The 18,034-nt window shown below is 38.3% G+C and carries 9 protein-coding genes; 6 read left to right on the top strand and 3 right to left on the bottom strand.

Annotated features, from left to right (window positions below; all coding sequences use genetic code 11):
• Positions 1 to 57: 57 nt before the first annotated feature.
• Together AC33VI_RS17330 and AC33VI_RS17325 are read right to left on the bottom strand one after the other, a co-directional pair.
• Complete coding sequence (locus AC33VI_RS17330) at positions 58 to 591, bottom strand: COP23 domain-containing protein (RefSeq protein WP_491783514.1); 534 nt, start codon at positions 589 to 591, stop codon at positions 58 to 60.
• A 133-nt stretch (positions 592 to 724) separates the two neighbouring features.
• Positions 725 to 2,452, bottom strand: coding sequence for a tetratricopeptide repeat-containing S1 family peptidase (locus AC33VI_RS17325; RefSeq protein ID WP_491783513.1), 1,728 nt, complete (start codon positions 2,450 to 2,452; stop codon positions 725 to 727).
• A gap of 301 nt (positions 2,453 to 2,753) precedes the next feature.
• On the opposite strand from AC33VI_RS17325, the gene AC33VI_RS17320 reads away from it, so the two are divergent.
• Positions 2,754 to 4,388: an iron uptake porin gene (locus tag AC33VI_RS17320; protein ID WP_491783512.1), complete on the top strand. Its 1,635-nt coding sequence runs from the start codon at positions 2,754 to 2,756 to the stop codon at positions 4,386 to 4,388.
• A gap of 48 nt (positions 4,389 to 4,436) precedes the next feature.
• Here AC33VI_RS17320 and AC33VI_RS17315 read toward each other — a convergent pair whose 3' ends face one another.
• Positions 4,437 to 6,611, bottom strand: a complete 2,175-nt coding sequence (locus tag AC33VI_RS17315) for a GumC family protein (RefSeq protein ID WP_491783511.1) — start codon at positions 6,609 to 6,611, stop codon at positions 4,437 to 4,439.
• Between the two features lie 713 nt (positions 6,612 to 7,324).
• Here AC33VI_RS17315 and AC33VI_RS17310 point away from each other — a divergent pair.
• The 5 genes from AC33VI_RS17310 to AC33VI_RS17290 all read left to right on the top strand — a co-directional run bounded on the left by AC33VI_RS17310 (position 7,325) and on the right by AC33VI_RS17290 (position 17,674).
• Positions 7,325 to 8,572, top strand: coding sequence for a WecB/TagA/CpsF family glycosyltransferase (locus AC33VI_RS17310; protein ID WP_491783510.1), 1,248 nt, complete (start codon positions 7,325 to 7,327; stop codon positions 8,570 to 8,572).
• Between the two features lie 159 nt (positions 8,573 to 8,731).
• The gene (locus AC33VI_RS17305) at positions 8,732 to 14,683 is read left to right on the top strand and encodes a carbohydrate-binding protein (protein ID WP_491783509.1); all 5,952 of its coding nucleotides are present in this window, start codon (positions 8,732 to 8,734) and stop codon (positions 14,681 to 14,683) included.
• A gap of 119 nt (positions 14,684 to 14,802) precedes the next feature.
• Entirely contained in the window at positions 14,803 to 15,747 is a 945-nt protein-coding gene (locus AC33VI_RS17300; RefSeq protein WP_491783508.1) for a sulfotransferase domain-containing protein, read from the top strand.
• A 93-nt stretch (positions 15,748 to 15,840) separates the two neighbouring features.
• Positions 15,841 to 16,728: a sulfotransferase family protein gene (locus AC33VI_RS17295; protein ID WP_491783507.1), complete on the top strand. Its 888-nt coding sequence runs from the start codon at positions 15,841 to 15,843 to the stop codon at positions 16,726 to 16,728.
• 55 nt (positions 16,729 to 16,783) lie between these two features.
• Positions 16,784 to 17,674 (top strand): sulfotransferase family protein, encoded by an 891-nt coding sequence (locus AC33VI_RS17290; protein WP_491783506.1) that lies wholly within the window; start codon positions 16,784 to 16,786, stop codon positions 17,672 to 17,674.
• The last annotated feature ends 360 nt before the right edge of the window (positions 17,675 to 18,034 follow it).

Here is an 18,034-nt window from a genome sequence, read left to right as displayed (position 1 = left end):
CTAATAACTAATAACTAATAACTAATAACTAATAACTAAATAACTAAAGCAAAGCTATTAAAATAAAGGTTCTGCTTGACTGACTTGGGCTTTAGCTTCTAAGACTTTTTCAAAATCAATATAAATTCGGCTTTCAGTTTCATTTAAAGCACCACTAGTAGCCCCAGATTTAATGTCTAATAGTTGTTTGAGAGTTTCCTGGGCGCTGACATTTTTTCTGAGGGTGTAAAGCATACTTTCCGAGTTACAAGGAGAACTTTGAGAAGCTACCGCACAAATTACAGGTTGGCGATTTACCGAACCAGTTGTAAAGTATTTGAGCGTTCCTGCACGAGCAAACTTTTCAAACTTAGCCGATACTAAATTACAACGGGTTTGAGGGTTAAATTTATCGCCAAAATCAGTGCTTTTCCATTCAATAATTTTGACCGAACCATATCGAGGAGACTGTACTATGGTAGTGGGTATAGAACTAGAATTATCGCAGGCAAAAATAGCAGTTTCGCTGCGAACTGAAGTGGTAGTAATTAACGTAGAAGCTAGAGTAACAGCAAATGTTCCTGCAAGAGAAAGATAAGATGTTAATTTCATAATTATAATAAATAGCGATTAAGTCTTATATTACAATTATACTGTTAAGTTTTTTGATTTATGCAAGTTTTCACCTAAAAGTTAAGTAGATAAATTTTTAATTTAGTTGACCATCTTAAATTGAATAGGTAAATTAAATCACTGAATTAATGGCTTTTAAATTTTCAATTGCAGGTTGATAGTCTGGATTAATTTCTAAAGCTTTTTCAAATGCTTCTTTAGCTTCTGTATAGCGTTGTAATTTATATAAAGTGAAGCCTTGATTTGTCCAAGTATTATAATCTTGGGGATCTAAAGTCAAAGCTTTTTGATAAGCGGCTAAAGATTCTTCATGACGATCGCTCGATTCTAAGATCGAACCTTTATTGCGCCAAGCAGGAGCAAAATTAGGCTCGATGGCGATCGCTTGTTCCACATCTGCCAAAGCCTCTCGATATTTACCTAACTCCCCAGCTACCAAAGCTCGATTGTTATGGAGTAAAGCAGAAGCTGGCAATTTTTGAGTCTGTCTTAATGTCACTGCTTTATTTAAAGACTGCAATGAAGTTTCGTATTCTCCTAAAGCAAAATGTAATTCTCCTCGAAGCATCCAGTCAGCAGAATTATGAGGATTAATTTCCAAAGCTCGATCCAAGGCAGTTAAAGCTGCTTCGATCTGTTGTAAATGTTGCAAAGCACCAGCTTTACAGCGAAAAGATTCGTATTTAATTTTAGTCGGCAAGACATTGAGTTCGATGGCGCGATCGCAAGCCTTTAAAGCTCGATCGTACTGGCGATCGAATCCTAGAGTAAAACCCTTAGCAAACCAAGCTAAATAAAGATCTGGCTCTAGAGCGATCGCCCGATCAAATGCACCTCGCGCTTCCGCTACTCTACCAATGCGCCATAATTGATTGCCCTTTTCAATCCAGTGATAGGGGTTATTCGGATCTGTTACAGAAAGAGGCGGTTGCCAAGATTGCCAACTGTGGGAACTTAAATTAGGAGGAGTAGAATCTTCTACAGATAAATATTGATAAATGGGTCGATCTTTAGCCCAACTCAAAAAAGTCTGAATGGGAATCCCCAAACTCAGCCCCACTTTAATTTTTACTGAACCTCCCCCAACTTCATCGAGATACTGGCGAATAATTTCATCTTCTTCGCCAATAATTTTACCGTCGCCCCTACCATGAATGCCGACGAGTCTTCCTGCGAGATCGACAACTCCACCACCACTCATCCCAGGATGGGTTAGGTTAGTATATACCAATTCATAGCCACCAAAATTATCATCGGGGTTAGCAATCTCTGGGGCGGAAATTGCACTAGCGGAATTATCGAACAAAAATCCAGGATTAAATACTCGTCTCTCTTCTCTTAGAGGAAATCCCGACACATATATATATTGCTTTTCAACCGAAGCATCTCTGACGGTATTGTTGTCATAATCCCGACGTTGGTACAGTCGATAGTTATGTTGAGAAATAGTAGCAACGGGATAATCCTTGTCGCTGGTGAATTGAATTAATGCCAAATCGACATTATTCGGCAAAAAACTTGTCCCTTCTACATTAACTCGATAATCTTGGCGATCGTGAGTAACCAACCAAAGTTCTTCCCCCGCCCGTATATCATTAACTACGTGCCTAGCAGTTAACACATAATATATATTGCCATTTCTCCCAACGATCGCTCCCGATCCCCATTGTCCATCTGGGTTTACCTTCACCGTATACTTGTGAGCGATCGCCTCTACATTCGGAATAGTAGATTCTGCCCAAACCATTTGAGGCTGAATCAAAGCGATCGTAGCAGTAACAGTAGATAATAAATATTTCATTCTGGAAAGGCGATTGCGATGAATAATTTTGCGCTTCAAATATAACTCATCTATATATCAACTTAAAAACCAAACCTCCAGATTAGGTCTCAAGCATTTAATATAACTTTATAAAATTTAGATTTCTTGATAACAATTCATAGGCAGAAATTTTACGCCCAATTAATTTAGATCGATGCCACAATAGAGGAAGCTTAAAAGATTGCAAACATTTTTTGAATCGAACTTAAATTGACACTATGGTTGTACATTAGTGCTTTTATTTGCTGCGAAATTATTGCTGCATTCAAAAAAGTTTGACTTCAACAAAGCATTTTGGTGTGTGAGAGGTTTATTGAAAATGTCTGAGTTGTGGATCGATCGAGGTCGCATAACTGTCCTGTTAGCTGCTAGTTATTTGTTGCTATCTGGCAATCAAACCATAGCTGCTGACATCAGCGCGATCGCTTTAAAAGACAATCTAAATAAAGATTGGCAGAACAAAGTTATACTAAAAAAAGCCGAACGTCAAGAAAAAAAGAAAACTCTATTTTTTTCTCAGACAGATAGTATCGATCGCTTGCAAGATATAAAACCAACTGATTGGTCTTATCAAGCTTTGCGCGGTTTGATCGAGCGTTATGGTTGCGTTAGTGGTTTTCCCGATTCGACTTATCGAGGAGAAGCAACCATTTCTCGTAGGGAGTTTGTTGCGGGGTTAAATAGTTGCTTGAATAAGGTTGAAGAAATATTGACTAATTCGGATCGAATGTCTCAAGCAGATGTCGATACTGTTTTGCGTTTGATGCAAGAATTTCAGTCAGATTTAGCCATACTACAAGGTAGAACCGATGGGATACAAGCCCGCGTTCAAGATTTAGAGGTAATTAAATTTTCTACAACTACCAAACTTCAGGGAGAGGCAGTTGTGGGTTTAGGAGATGTTTTATCTAATGGGGAGGATAGCAGCAGTATTTTGGGGACTAGATTGAGGCTAGACTTAAAAACTAGTTTTAGTGGAGAAGATTTGCTATTTACCAGACTATCTCGCAACAATTTTCCTGGCTTTACCGAACAACTCGACAGTTTTCAAGGAGACTTGTCTTTTAGTAACTCAGAAACAGATGAGTTGGAATTAGAAGAAATATATTATAGTTTTGGCGTTAATGACAATTTAGACTTGATTGTTGGGGCGACGGGGATCGATGCCGAAGATATTACCCCAACGATTAATATTTTAGATGGTGACGGCGGATCGGGTGCTATTTCTACTTTTGGCACTCGTAACCCGATTTATAATCCTCCTGGAGATGCGGGAGTAGGAGTGGTACATCGTCCCCTAGATCGGGTAGAAATTACTGCGGGTTATTTAGCTTCTTCTGCTAACCAATCTGAACCAGGTAACGGTTTATTTAATGGTGCATATAGTGCTTTGGGGCAAATTGAGATCGCTCCTTTTGATAGTCTCAGTCTGGCAGCCACCTATATCCACAGCTACAATCAAAGCGATACTGGAACGGGAACTGATACATCTAATTTGCGATCGCAAACCGAGGAAGTTTTTGGCGAAACAACTCCAACTATTAGCAATTCCTATGGTTTAGAATTATCCTGGACGATTAGCGATCGCATTGTTCTTGGCGGTTGGGGTGGTTTGAGTCGAGTTAGCAATCTTTCTACTCTAGATCGACAAATAGATCGAGGGACTTTAGATGTTTGGAATTGGGCTGCAACTCTGGCTTTTCCCGATTTTGGTAGGGAAGGTAGCATCGCGGGCATTATCGTCGGTAGCGAACCGACTGCAACCAAATCTACTATCGAGAATATAGAAGCAGATAGCGATCGCTCTTTACATTTAGAAGCTTTTTACCAATATCAAGTCAGCGATAATGTTGCCATTACTCCTGGGCTAATTTGGATTACCGAACCCGATAGTAATATTCAAAACTCTGAAGACTTGGTAATTGGAACTGTTAGAACTACTTTTAGTTTTTAGTGTAGTTCACTTAACTATCTGAAGTATTATCTAAACCACAGCTATTCATTAACCTGAGAAATGACCGTTGTTAACCACAATTCCTAAAATAGGTACTTGACATAGCCTTAACTGTTTGAGAGTTTCAACCAATGACACAGTTCGGATTCTACCTAAGCCCGTAACTAAGATAATTCCATCTGTTTTAGCTGCTAGTAGATTCACATCTGCAAAACCAGTAACGCTACAAATATCGTAGATAATGGTATCAAATTGGGCTTTAAATTCTTCCATTAAATTGTGCATTTTAACTGAAGCTAACAAACGACCAGAATCTATTTGATTATCAAAAGAAAATTTATTAAACCCAGATGTCACAACATATAAATTCTCTTCCCAAGGTAGTTGCTTAACATATCGAAGTCCCACATTGTTGTCGTCTATATGGAGAATATTGGTTAAACCTATCTCTGATTCCAAACCCAGACGTGAAGTCAAACAATCAATGCTTCTTAAGTCTGTATCTACTAATAATGTTTTTTTGCCAAGAGATGCGCAAGCTTTAGCCAAATTGAAAGCTACGGTAGATTTTCCTTCTCCAGGAATAGCAGAAGTAATGGCAATTGACTTTAAATTTTTGCCCGCAATACTCTCTAAATCAAAATCCAAGTCGAGCAAATTCAAGTTAGCAGCCAGAGAACGAAATACTTCTACTTCTACTTCTACTTCCGCAGCAGGTTTCTCTACTGAAGTTTGCTTGCTAGGAAGTAATTTTTTGGTTTTGGAAGTAGAGTTGGCAATTTTGGTCAAAGATAAATCTTTTATTTTAGGTAGATAGGGAACATTAGTTAAAATTGGTAGACTAGTGATTTCTTCTATTTTGGCGGTGTCATAAATAATTTTTTTACTATTATCAATTAATAATGATACGCCCATAGATACTAATAGCCCCAAACTAGAACTTAGAAATAGATAATTGACACTGCTAATACTGTTGATTTTAGGTTCTGTCGCAGGGCTTAATAATTGCCAGGGTGCTTCTTGTTGAGCGGCATCAATTGAAAGAGCATCTTTTTGCAAGGTAAACTCATTTAATTTATTATTAGCTATACTTAATTTTTTTTGTAGATGGCTATAGTCTCTAAAGACTACCGACCATTGCTCTAATTGTAATTGAATATTAGCTATTTCTTGGTCTATACTCCGCTGACGGGTTTCTAGACTATTAATTTTATTATCTAGTTTTTGCAAGATAACATCTCTCTCTTGAACTATCAAAGAGATAATTTCTTGTTTTTCTTGTTCCAAAGTTTGTATTTCTACACTTCGATCCAAAAAAAGCACCGATTTACGGGCAATTTCAATGTCTACAGTTTCTAATTGATTTAGTAATTCTAAATATCGTGGCGTTGCTAGTTCGATCGCGGTGGTCGAATTAGCTGGCTGGGGAATTAATTCCCGTTCAAAATTTCTCAGTTTTAATTGTAGCTGTTGGCTCTCAATGGCAAGCTTTTCTTTTTCTTGAGATAAGCTATCTAATCTATTATTAATTTGTTGAGTAGATATTTCAGGATCGAGAAAATTATGGGTACTTCTTAAGTTACTTATTTGATTTTCTATTTTTTCAACTTGCGAGCTGACTAGGGGGATTTGCTTGTCTAAAAAGGTAATTCCTCTGGTAATTCCCGACTGTCTTTTTTCTAAACTATAGTCTATGTATAGATTAGCTAAATTATCGATTACATCTGAAACCTGTTGTTTATCTTCATGATGATATTTTACTAGTAGGATATTGCGTTTGTTAGACTGATTGATAATTTCAATATTTAAATTCCTAGCAATGGACTGATAATTTATTGATGGGTATTTATCTTGAAGTGATTCAACCGAACGCATAATTAAAGCAGGACTTTTGATGATCTTTAGCTGAACTTCATCAAGCTCTACTGAAGTAATTTCTTCTCTCGTTTGGGTAGAGCGATCATTATAATTAGTAGAAGTAACGCTAGTTTCAATATTTAGGGGTTCGGATAAAATTTCAAAACTAGCGTTATAAATAGGTGGTGTAGTCAAAACCTTTAAATATCCTAAAAAGGTAAACCCTAAAGTGCAGCCAGCAATTAGAGGAAGATTTCTAACTAAGATATTCTTTATCTCCTCTAGATTCAAGCCTCCTTCAACATTATCTCGATCTGAGTAATTGTTGAAACGAGCGGAATTTGTTGTATCTAAACTGCTAGTCATAGTTTATACAAAATATTATTTTAAATAAAATACTTTTATTGACAAGATGAAGCAATTATCTTCAGTATGTTGCTACATATATAACCTAAAATTAGCTTCTTTCTGCTAATTTCACCATAAAAACACCACAAGTTTATTCGTTCATTATATATCGCTCTAAATTCTATTTTAGATTGTCAGGAAACCTGCATAATAATATACATAAAGCTTTTTCAGTATATTTAAAATGTGTATTGTCTATTGTATAAAATGTTGAAAAATGCCATTGTTTAAAATATTTTTATCAAATAGAAATAATTTTTTTACATTTTTTGAAATTGTTGACTTTCAAATAGAATATATGTAGTATATTTACAGCACAAATTTGAATAATTCAAAAAATTATTAGATAAGATTTAAGACTTATTTTTTAACTACCCTATCTCTAAATATTCCTATTGTATTACCGCAAGCAAGCTTTGATTAATAGAACGCTCCTAACTTGGCTTGAGATCTAGCTCAATTCTCATCAATATTTAAGAATAAAAAAGCAACATTAATCGAAGCCATAGGGCATCTAGTTTCGATTGATATTTTGTTAAGCAATAAATCTTGGCTATCAGAAATTTGCTCGAAATCAAATGGATTTATAAATTCTTTCATGGACTTTGTTTTCAATAAAAGTTCCATTGCTAATCCTATTGTAAACAGTTCTTTGAATACTCAAAAGTATAATGATACCAAACAAGAAACTCCTTAATATTCCAGTAACCTGCCTACCATTTGAAGAGCAGATGATGTTGATTTTGCGCTGGGCAAAAATGAGGGCAAGCAAATTCATTTGTTTGGCTAACGTTCACATGATTATGGAGGCTTATAAAAATTCTGCTTTTAATGATGTCTTACATCAAGCAGATTTAGTAACCCCCGATGGCAAGCCTTTAGTGTGGATGTTGCGTAGATTGGGAATTTCTCATCAAAATCAAGTAGCGGGAATGGATGTGTTTCTTAATTTATGTAATTTAGCCGAATCCACGGGAATTCCTATTTATTTTTTGGGTTCTACTCAAGATATTTTGGATCGAATGAAAGACAGGCTAACTCTAGAATATCCTATCCTCAAGATTGCAGGCATGAAATCTATTCCTTTTGTCCCCGTCGACCAAATTCGGGAAAATCATGACGAGGAGTTAATTGCAGAAATCAATCAAAGTGGTGCGGGAATTGTCTTTGTCTGTTTGGGATGTCCCAAACAAGAAATATGGATGTCCCACTATCAAGGTCGTATTCAAGGGGTAACTATTGGTGTGGGTGCGGTTTTTTCCATGTATGCAGGAATTACCCCTAGAGCACCTTACTGGATACAAAACTCTGGTCTAGAATGGCTATATCGTTTGGTGCAAGAACCGAAAAGGCTGTGGAAACGTTATAGTTCTACTATTCCTCCTTTTATCTATCTGGCTAGCAGGCAATTGTTCATCCCTGATGGGGGGAAGTTTAGCCAAATTCGAGAAGAAGATCCCATAGTAGATGTAGCGACGTTAAATTTTACTCCTGAAAAATTGGGTGAAATTTTAGTCAGACAGAATATTGTTACTCAAAAAGAATTAGATCGAGCCTTGCTCAAACAGGGATTGCACCCTGAATTAAAGTTGGGCGAAATTTTGGTACGGAACAACTCTATATCCCTATCTCAATTAAAGTTTTATCTGAGAAATCAAAATATTAAGTTAGGACAAATCTTAATTGAAAGAAAGATAATCAAGGGCAATACATTAGAAGAAGTTTTACGCTTGCAAACTTCCAGCAAGAAAAAGTTGGGACAGATTTTGATAGAACAAAGAATTATTTCAGAGGAGAAATTAAGAGAAGTCCTGATAGATCAGTATACAAGATTCAAAGGTTTGTTTTTGACTGAAGAACTCAATACCTACAATTTAACGGCTGTTGGTATCGATACCAACCATTTAATTTCCCCATAAAACACTTTATTTCGCCCAATACATAGCGATCGCAAAATTAAAGTACACGAATACTTAGAGGATTCCTACAGGCTCTAGTATTCAAGCTGGAAAATCGAGCAATTCGAGTCAGATTCATATTTTTGTCGTAAGAAATTTATAAATTACAACTTTACTATTATGGTTGAAGCTTTTGCAGGAATAGATCCAATAGATTCAGTAGATCCTAATCAAACAGGCGCAGTTAAAATTGCGATCAAACCTGGAAGTAACATTCAAACATCCACTTACAACGACAAATCCTTTGTCGTGGAGAACGTTGGAGATAAAGACATCGCAGCGATTTACTTTGATATCACCAATGCACTTTATTCAGATACGGTTTTCGATCCCCTTGGTCTTGCAGGAGATACTGCTTTTCGCGGTCTGACTTACTCTAATACTGGAGGAACGGGTGCTTATGAACCTGGAAATAACGAGCAACTCGTTCCATTTTATGGTGTAGGTGGTGTTGATGGTTATGAGGGTTTGCTCTTGACATTTGATTCCAATGTCGATGGAGGATACAACCCAGGAGAAATAGTCCAATTTGGTGTTGATGTCGATCCTAATTCCATTGTTGGGCTACCAAAAAAACCGTTAGATCTTAATGGTAACGATCCTCGTTTAGACTCTTGGGATATTGGCGGGGTATCTGGTGCAGAACTAGTCGGTAGTACTGCCCACATACTATTTACCGATGGCACGACTGCCGCTGGCGAGTTTATCGGAGATGGTTCTCAAGGGGGTAGCGTTACTCTAGCTTCTCAGGCAAGTCTTAACAAACAAGTATCATTAACAGTTAATGGTCTGAGTGAGGGCGGTTCTGGCTCTTATTCCCAAAGCAATATACAGGTGTTGGTATCAGGTGAAGCTGGCGATACAGCCAGAGTGGTACTGACCAAAGGATTTATTCAACCATTTGACTATGTAGATTCTCAAGGAAATCCCATCAACCTCTCGGAGAAATTTGCTAATTCACCATTTCCTGCAAATAATGCGATCGAGTTTCAAACCGTTGACGTATTGCTAGATGGAACAGTTCAAGATATTACATCCTTATTTAACTTTAATGCTCCTGGGGGAAATCTCACATTTCCAGGTGACGATAAACTGCCAATTGGTTTAGTTGCTTCGATTATTGATGCTGACGAACTTCCTATAGGTTCTGTTACCGAGCCAATCTACTTAGTTCATGATGAAGCTAATGCCAATACTCCTCCTTCGACTACTGGTATTGCAGATATCGAGGTGGTAGAAAATGCTGACAATACGATTATTAATTTATTCAGTGTCTTTGATGATGCACAAACCGCTGATGTAGAACTCAACTATGAGATTACGGGCAATACAAATACTGCCCTATTTGATGATGTCACCATCAATGAGACTACAGGAGAATTAACTCTTGATTATGCCTCCACTGGTATTGGCAGTAGTAATATCACCGTTAGTGCTACCGATAGTGAAGGACTAATTGCCGAAACCTCATTTACTGTAACAGTTAGAGATCCTTTAGCCAATACTGCTCCTACTACTACAGGGATTGCAAATATAACTGTTACCGAAGAAGCGGATAATACGGTTATCAATCTATTTGATGTTTTTGACGATGCTCAAGACTCTGATGAGGCTTTGACTTATGAAGTATTGGCTAATAGTAACCCTGCTCTGTTTGCAGTTCCCCCTATCATCGACTCCATTACAGGAAACTTAACTCTCGATTACCCTGCTACGGGAATTGGCACGAGCGATCTCACCATTCGCGTCACTGATACTGAAGGACTATTTGTCGAAGAGACTTTCACCGTTACTGTCAACGCTACTCCTCCTACGGGAACTGGCATTCGCATCGAAGCTGAGGACTACAAAGCAGGAACTAATGGTGTCGAATATAACGATACCAGCACAGCCAATTTAGGAGGCGAATATCGTCCTAATGAACCAGTAGACATCCAAGCTACTCAAGATGTGGGTGGTGGTTTTAATGTCGGTTGGATTAGACCAGGAGAATGGCTGACCTACGATCTTAATGTCCCCACTGCGGGAACTTATGACTTGGTATTTCGCGTATCTACGGGTAAAGCCACTGCTAGCTTTTCGATTACGGTTGGCGGACAAAACTATACTCAAACTTTTACGAACACTGGTGGCAATCAATCTTGGCAAGATGTGGTCATCCCTGGAGTTAACTTGAGTGCGGGTCTTCAAGAACTACGCATGGATATGAATTCCCGAGCATTTAACTTCAATTATTTTGAGTTGGTGCCTGCCGATCCTAATGCCAACACACCTCCTACTAGTAGTGGTCTTGCTGATATTGCAGTTAACGAAGGTGCAGACAATACGGTTATTGCTTTATTTGATGTTTTTGAAGACGATCGCGATGCTGACGATGCTTTGATTTATGAAGTAACAAGTAATACTAATACAGCTTTATTTGCGATTCCTCCTGCGATCAACCCGATTACAGGCAATTTAACTCTCGACTACACAGCAATGGGAACTGGAAGTGCTGAGATTACGATCCGCGCCACTGATACGGAAGGACTTTTTACTGAAGAGACTTTTAATGTAACTGTCAGCGAACCTAGTGCCAATACTGCCCCGATTAGCAACGGTATTGCAGACATATCAGTCACAGAGGGGGCAGATGATACTGTAATTGCCTTATTTGATGTTTTTGAAGACGATCGCGATGCTGACCAGGCTTTGACCTATGAAATAACAAGTAATACTAATGTAGCTTTGTTTGGGATTCCTCCTGCGATCGACCCAATTACAGGCAATTTAACTCTCGACTACACCACAGAGGGAACTGGAAGTGCTGAGATTGCGATCCGCGCCACTGATACGGAAGGACTTTTTACTGAAGAGACTTTTAATGTAACTGTCACAGAAGTTGCTAATCCTGGAGATACAATTCGGATCGAAGCCGAAGATTACAAAGCAGGAACTAATGGTGTCGAATATAACGATACTAGTAATGCCAACTTAGGTGGTGCATATCGTCCCGAAGAACCCGTGGACATTCAGACTACCAAAGATGATGGTGGCGGTTTTAATGTAGGTTGGATTCAATCAGGAGAATGGCTAACTTACGAGCTGAATATTCCTGCAGCGGGAACTTACGACTTAGTATTTAGAGTTGCCAGTAAAAAAGCTAACTCTAGCTTTTCCGTTACAGTAGGCGGTCAAAGCTACAGCCAGAACTTCGCCAGTACGGGAGGTAATCAATCTTGGCAGGATGTGGTTATTTCGGGAGTCAACTTAAATGCTGGCAGTCAGGAACTACGACTAGATGCTAATTCTAGTGGTTTTAATCTCAACTATTTTGAATTAGTTCCTGTCAATCCATCAACGGGTAATGCTCCCGATAGTCTTGATATTCCCGATTTGGTAGTTTTAGAAAATGCAAATAATAGCGAGATCGATCTCTATGCTATTTTTGAAGACGATCTAGACCCAGATGAAGCTCTAACTTATAGCATTTCTAACAACAGCAACCCCAGTTTGATTTCTACCAATATTGTGGAAGGCGACTTAATCTTAGACTACAGCAATAGCGGTACTGGAACGGCAGAACTTACAGTAAGAGCCACAGATACCGATGGTGCGAACGGTCAAACTAGCTTTACTGCAACTGTGGTTACTCCTCAAGCTGACGATGGAGTAATTCGGATTAATGCTGGCGGGGGAAATGTCTATGATGATGAAGGCAATCTTTTCCAAGCAGATACCTATTTTATCGGCGGTCAAGCAGTAAGTGTATCCAGCAGTCAAGCGATCGCCAACACTACATACGATGCTCTCTATCAAACTCAACGTCAAGAGGGCAACTTCTCCTACAGTATTCCCGTACCAGATGGTAACTATCTGCTTAATGCTCATATTGTTGATTGGGAGTCTACAGATTTTAACCAACGTTCTTTCGATCTAACAGTAGAAGGACAAACTTTCTATGATGATCTAGATATTTTTGGTGAGATTCAAAATGCTTTTCTCGACGGACAAAATACCGCTAAAGTCATTCAAGGACCCGATAATAATACTTCGATTGTTGCCAGCGTGACCGATGGCACTTTAGATATCAATTTTGATGCCAGTCTCAATAATGCAGCGATCGCAGGTTTAGAAATCATCCCTCTAGACCAACCAGGAGTATTGATTCAGCAAACTAATGGAGATACTCAAGTAACAGAAGGCGTATCGGTTGATACCTATAGTGTTGTTTTGACTATTCCGCCTACAGGGGATGTTACAGTTAATTTCAATTTTGATAGTAGTCAGGTTTCTACAGATATTTCCAGCCTCACTTTTAATTCCAACAATTGGAGTCAACCCCAGACGGTTGTGGTTACTCCTGTAGATGATGAGTTACTAGAAGGACCACACACTGCAACAATTAACCACATTGTTAGTGCAACAGCAGGAAGTAACTATGAAGGGATTACTACAGCCGATGATGTTTCTGTCACGATTATTGATAATGATGTAGCTGCGGGAGAAATTAGCTTTGTTCAAGATATTTTAGCTACTCCAGACCGACCCACTTCAGGAGCATTTGGTCAAGATGGCAGACTATACGTCGCGTCAGTAATTGGTAATATTACCGTTTACACTCTTAATGACGACAACACTATCGATCCGAGCAAAACCGAAACGATTGATATCGTCAATGGTCTTTCTAATAACAATATTACGGGTATTGCTTTCAATCCCTATGATACTGAACCAAAAATTTATGTGTCTCACAGCCAATTTTATGCCAACGCTGGTAGCGCATTTCCTGCCACTGAATTCTCTCCCTACAGCGGTCAAGTTTCGGTCTTGGAAGAAGTAAATGGTGCTTGGCAGTTACAACCTCTAGTTACGGGAATCGGCGTATCCAATCACAATCATGGTGTCAATGGACTAGCGTTCGATAATAATGGCGATCTCTTTATTACTTCTGGAAGTAACACCAATGCGGGAATCGCTGATACTAATATTGGCGGGATTGATGAATCTCCCTTTACCGCAGCCATCCTTAAGGCAGAAATCACCAAATCTAATTTTAACGGTGCGATCGAATATAGTTTAGATTTAGCCAATCTACCACCTGAATTTACACCTCCTGCAAATTTAGGCTTCGATCCCGCAGATAGTCAATATTGGGGCGGTTATGCCGATGTAGTTCCAGGGGTTGATGTGTCTGTCTATGCCAGTGGTTTACGCAATCCTTACGATTTAGTGTTTACTACTGAAGGTTTACTATACGCCACAGAAAATAATGCCAATGGTGGGTTTGGTGATGTTTCCACAGGGCCAGATACTCAAGAACCTTTTGGTAAACAACAACCCGAAGAGTTAAACTTGATTACGGAAGATGCATACTTTGGACATCCTAACCGCAATCGCGGTAGGACAGATAATCGTCAAAATATCTATTTTGAGAGTCCAGTCGATTTACCTGCTGATGGCTACACTGCACCGATTGCTACTTTCCAAGGCTCGACTAACGGCATTACCGAATATCGAGCTAATACCTTTGGCGGACAATTGCGAGGCAATCTGCTAGCTCAAAGATATGGTGCGAAAAAACAACTTTACACTATCGATCTATCGGCTAATGGTCAGCAGGTTGATGAATTATTAGACTTGAATAACGTAGCTAATGTAATTGCTGGTAATAATCCTGCTGGAGATTATGTGTCTCACGGTTTGGATGTTATTACAGGACCAGGAGGCAGCATTATTGGGTTAGATTATCAAGCAGATCAGCTTACTGTTGCTGTTCCTAGCGATCCTAGTGTGACAGACCCTACTGCTTATGATGTTTATCCCTGGCGCGCACCCGTCCAAGGAGGCAGTGATTTTGTGATTGGTGGCGTTAACTTTGATACCGATCCAGGAGACACCAGGGTATTTATTGGCAACCAGGAGGCAAATGCCATCGAGATCGCTAGTCTTGAGGTTTCGGATACCAGAATTCGTGGGGTAATTCCCGACTTATCTTCTCAACCCAACGAACTATTGGATATCTTTATCGCTGATGCCCAGGGCAATATTGTTTCAACTATTGATGATGCTTTTCAACCCTTATATGGCTAATCTTAGCTGATTGACGCTCTCTATTTTCAAAGTGGGTAAGTTAATAGAGAGCATTTTCTTCTGTGGGATAGAGCAAACACAACAACATCAATTCACTATATTTAAGATCGGGTTTTAAAGTGAGTAATTATAAAAACATTCAAAAGTTATTCAAAAAGACTTCCAGAATTCCTCTAGCTAGTCTCAATTATCATCTAGGAAATTATCAGGATGCTATTTGGCTTGTGGGTGATGGTAGAAGCGGTAGTACTTGGCTTTCAGATTTAATCAATTGGGATCGCTCTTATCGAGAATTATTTGAACCTTTTCATCCGCAAATTGTCAAACAAGTTCGCGATTATGAGTTTTTTCAATATTTAAGACCAGATGATAGAGATGCCGAGCTTGGCAGGTTTTTAAACTCCGTATTTAGTGGCAAATTTAAGCATTTAAGAGCAGATGTTAGTCAGCCTCGTCTTTTTTATCGAGGAATATTAGTCAAAGATATTTTTGCTCATCTACTCGTTCCTTGGGTTCACCACAACTTGCCTCAGATCAAAAAAGTTCTGCTCGTCCGCAATCCTTTTGCAGTGGCTTTATCCAAACAAAAGCTCAGTAATTGGACGTGGATGAACGATCCTCAAGCATTTTTACAGCAAAAACCTCTATATGAGGATTATTTAGCACCTCATGAAAGTTTTATCAATCGGGTGGGAGACGACTTTATTGAGAGACAAATATTAATTTGGGCAATTATCCACTATGTCATATTTCAAAGTTTAAATACTGAAGATATTCATCTGGTGATTTATGAAGATTTAGTTGCTAATCCTATGGTGGAAATCAAGGGTTTATTTCAATATTTAGGTAAGGATTGGACTGACAATGAGATTTTATTACAAAAGATTTTAAAACCAACTAGAACAGCCCAAGAGCCTCAAAAAAACTACTCCAATAAAAATGCTCTTAATTCGTGGGTGAATAAGCTTTCTGTGCAACAGATCGATCGAGGATTCGAGATTTTACAATACTTTAAACTAGAATCGCTTTATCAAAATCAATTAATACCAAATAATCTAGTTTAAGTCGTCGATCGCTCTAAACTGGAACATCTCTAAAACCAGAAATATAATTGAAATATATCTAATTATAAATACTTGTAAAATAAGAATAAGCTAATGCAACTACCTAATTTCTTGATTATTGGTGCAGCAAAAGGAGGGACTACTTCCCTATATCACTATCTTGCCCAGCATCCTCAAATTTACATGAGTCCTCTAAAAGAGCCGCGATTTTTTGCGTTGGAAGGGGAAGAATTAAATTTTCAAAATCCCGATCGCTCGATCAATCATACGTCAGTAACGACTTTAGCTGAATATTGTCAGTTGTTTGAAGGAGTAACCGATGAAATTGCGATCGGGGAAGCTTCACCGTTATATCTTTATAGTAGTAAGGCGATCGAACGTATTGCTCACTACGTGCCTGAAGCTAAATTAATCGTTATTTTACGCAATCCCGTTGAAAGGGCTTATTCTTGTTACAAACATTTGATTGCTTTAGAATCTTATTCTTTTGCCGAAGCTCTCCAAGAAGAAGATAAGCGAATTGCTCAAAATTGGTCTCATCTCTGGCACTATCGACACGGCGGCTATTACTATAAACAGCTTCAGGGATACTTTGAGAAATTCGATCGCGAGCAAATCAAAGTTTATCTTTTCGACGATCTTAAATCTAATCCTCTAGAGCTAATACAAGATTTATTTACTTTTTTGAAAGTAGATAATTCTTTTGTCCCAGACTTGACTTATAAAAATGTTTCCAATAATCCTAAAGTAAAAGCTTTGCAGAACATAGTTAGTGGAAAACACTTTTTAAGAACTGCATCAAAAAAAGTTATTCCTGAAGGCATCAGAAAAAATGTTGCTCATAAAATTAGAAGCTGGAATTCCCAACAGTTTCCCTCCATACCAGGAGAAGTTAGACAGCAACTAACCGAAGATTATCGAGAAGATATTATGAAACTTCAAGATTTAGTCGGTTTAAATTTAGCTCATTGGTTGAAATAGCTATTAAATATCAAAAAAGTAAATACTAGAAAATTCGAGAAGCATTAAATTCCAAATGACTTTGCCCAATTTTATAATTGTCGGTGCTGCCAAATGTGGTACTACGTCCCTGTGTCATTACTTAAATCAACACCCTCAGATTTTTATCAGTCGTAAAAAAGAACCACGGTTTTTTGCTCCAGAATTTTATACCAAATATACTAATGGACCAGTCCGCAGGGGTTCTCTAAGACCCAAGATGAGTTGGCAAGAATACCAGAGTTTATTCAAAAGGGTCAAAAACGAAAAAGCGGTCGGCGAAGCCTCAACCGAATATCTGTTTTTGCCCCAAGTGCCATCTCGAATAAAATCAACCCTACCTGATGTTAAGTTAATCACCATTCTCCGCGATCCTAGCGATCGCGCTTTTTCTGCCTACTGTTATCAGTTACGAGATGGTTGTGAGAATTTATCTTTTGCCGAAGCATTAGCAGATGAAGCTAGGAGGACTCAAGAGAATTGGCGACCAGGTTGGTTATACCAACAAGTTGGTTTGTATTATAAGCAGCTTTCTAGATACACCTCGATTTTTGAGCCTCAACAATTCAAAGTTTATCTTTATGAAGAATTGGATCGCCAGCCAATAAAAATTCTGCAACATATCTTTAATTTTTTGGAGGTGTCTCCCGATTTTGTCCCAGATCTTGCTCGTAAAAATGTGTCTGCTGTCCCCAAAAGTCTGTTGCTCAATCAGTTATTGAGCAATCAATCTCCTCTATCGGATTTCAAACCCTATTTTCCCAAACAAATGCAGCTATTCTCGCAATATATCAAGCGAAAGAATAGAAGCTCTAAACCCAATTTGTCTAATGAAATTAGAAAGCAACTGGTTGATAGCTACCGTGAAGATATTTTAAAGCTACAAAATTTAGTAGATAAAGATTTATCAGATTGGATGTCATATTAAATAACGCGAGTTCGGGTTAATACCATTTCTCCTTGAACAATGGTTCGGACAGTTTTATTAACGAACTTATAAGGCTTACAGAACAATGGTTATCAAAATTTGGCTTTTTTTCTCAAGTTAGCTTCATAGCTAACTTTGATTAAACTAAGTTTGCTGATGATAAATACGAATTCTGTAAGCTTTCAGCCTTTGAAATCATTCAAATTTTGTCCGAACCATTGCTTGAATTTGCACTTAATATTGTTGGGATTTTGTTTCTCGCAAAGCCGTTTACCCCGAGCCAAACGGGGCAAGCCCAGCTTCGTGTTCTGGGCAGAGACGCAAAGGTACAAAAGAAGAATTTTTTATTTAGTGCATTGT

The sequence above is a fragment of the Waterburya sp. genome, from assembly GCF_058530065.1.
This window is presented reverse-complemented; position numbering and strand designations above follow the sequence as displayed.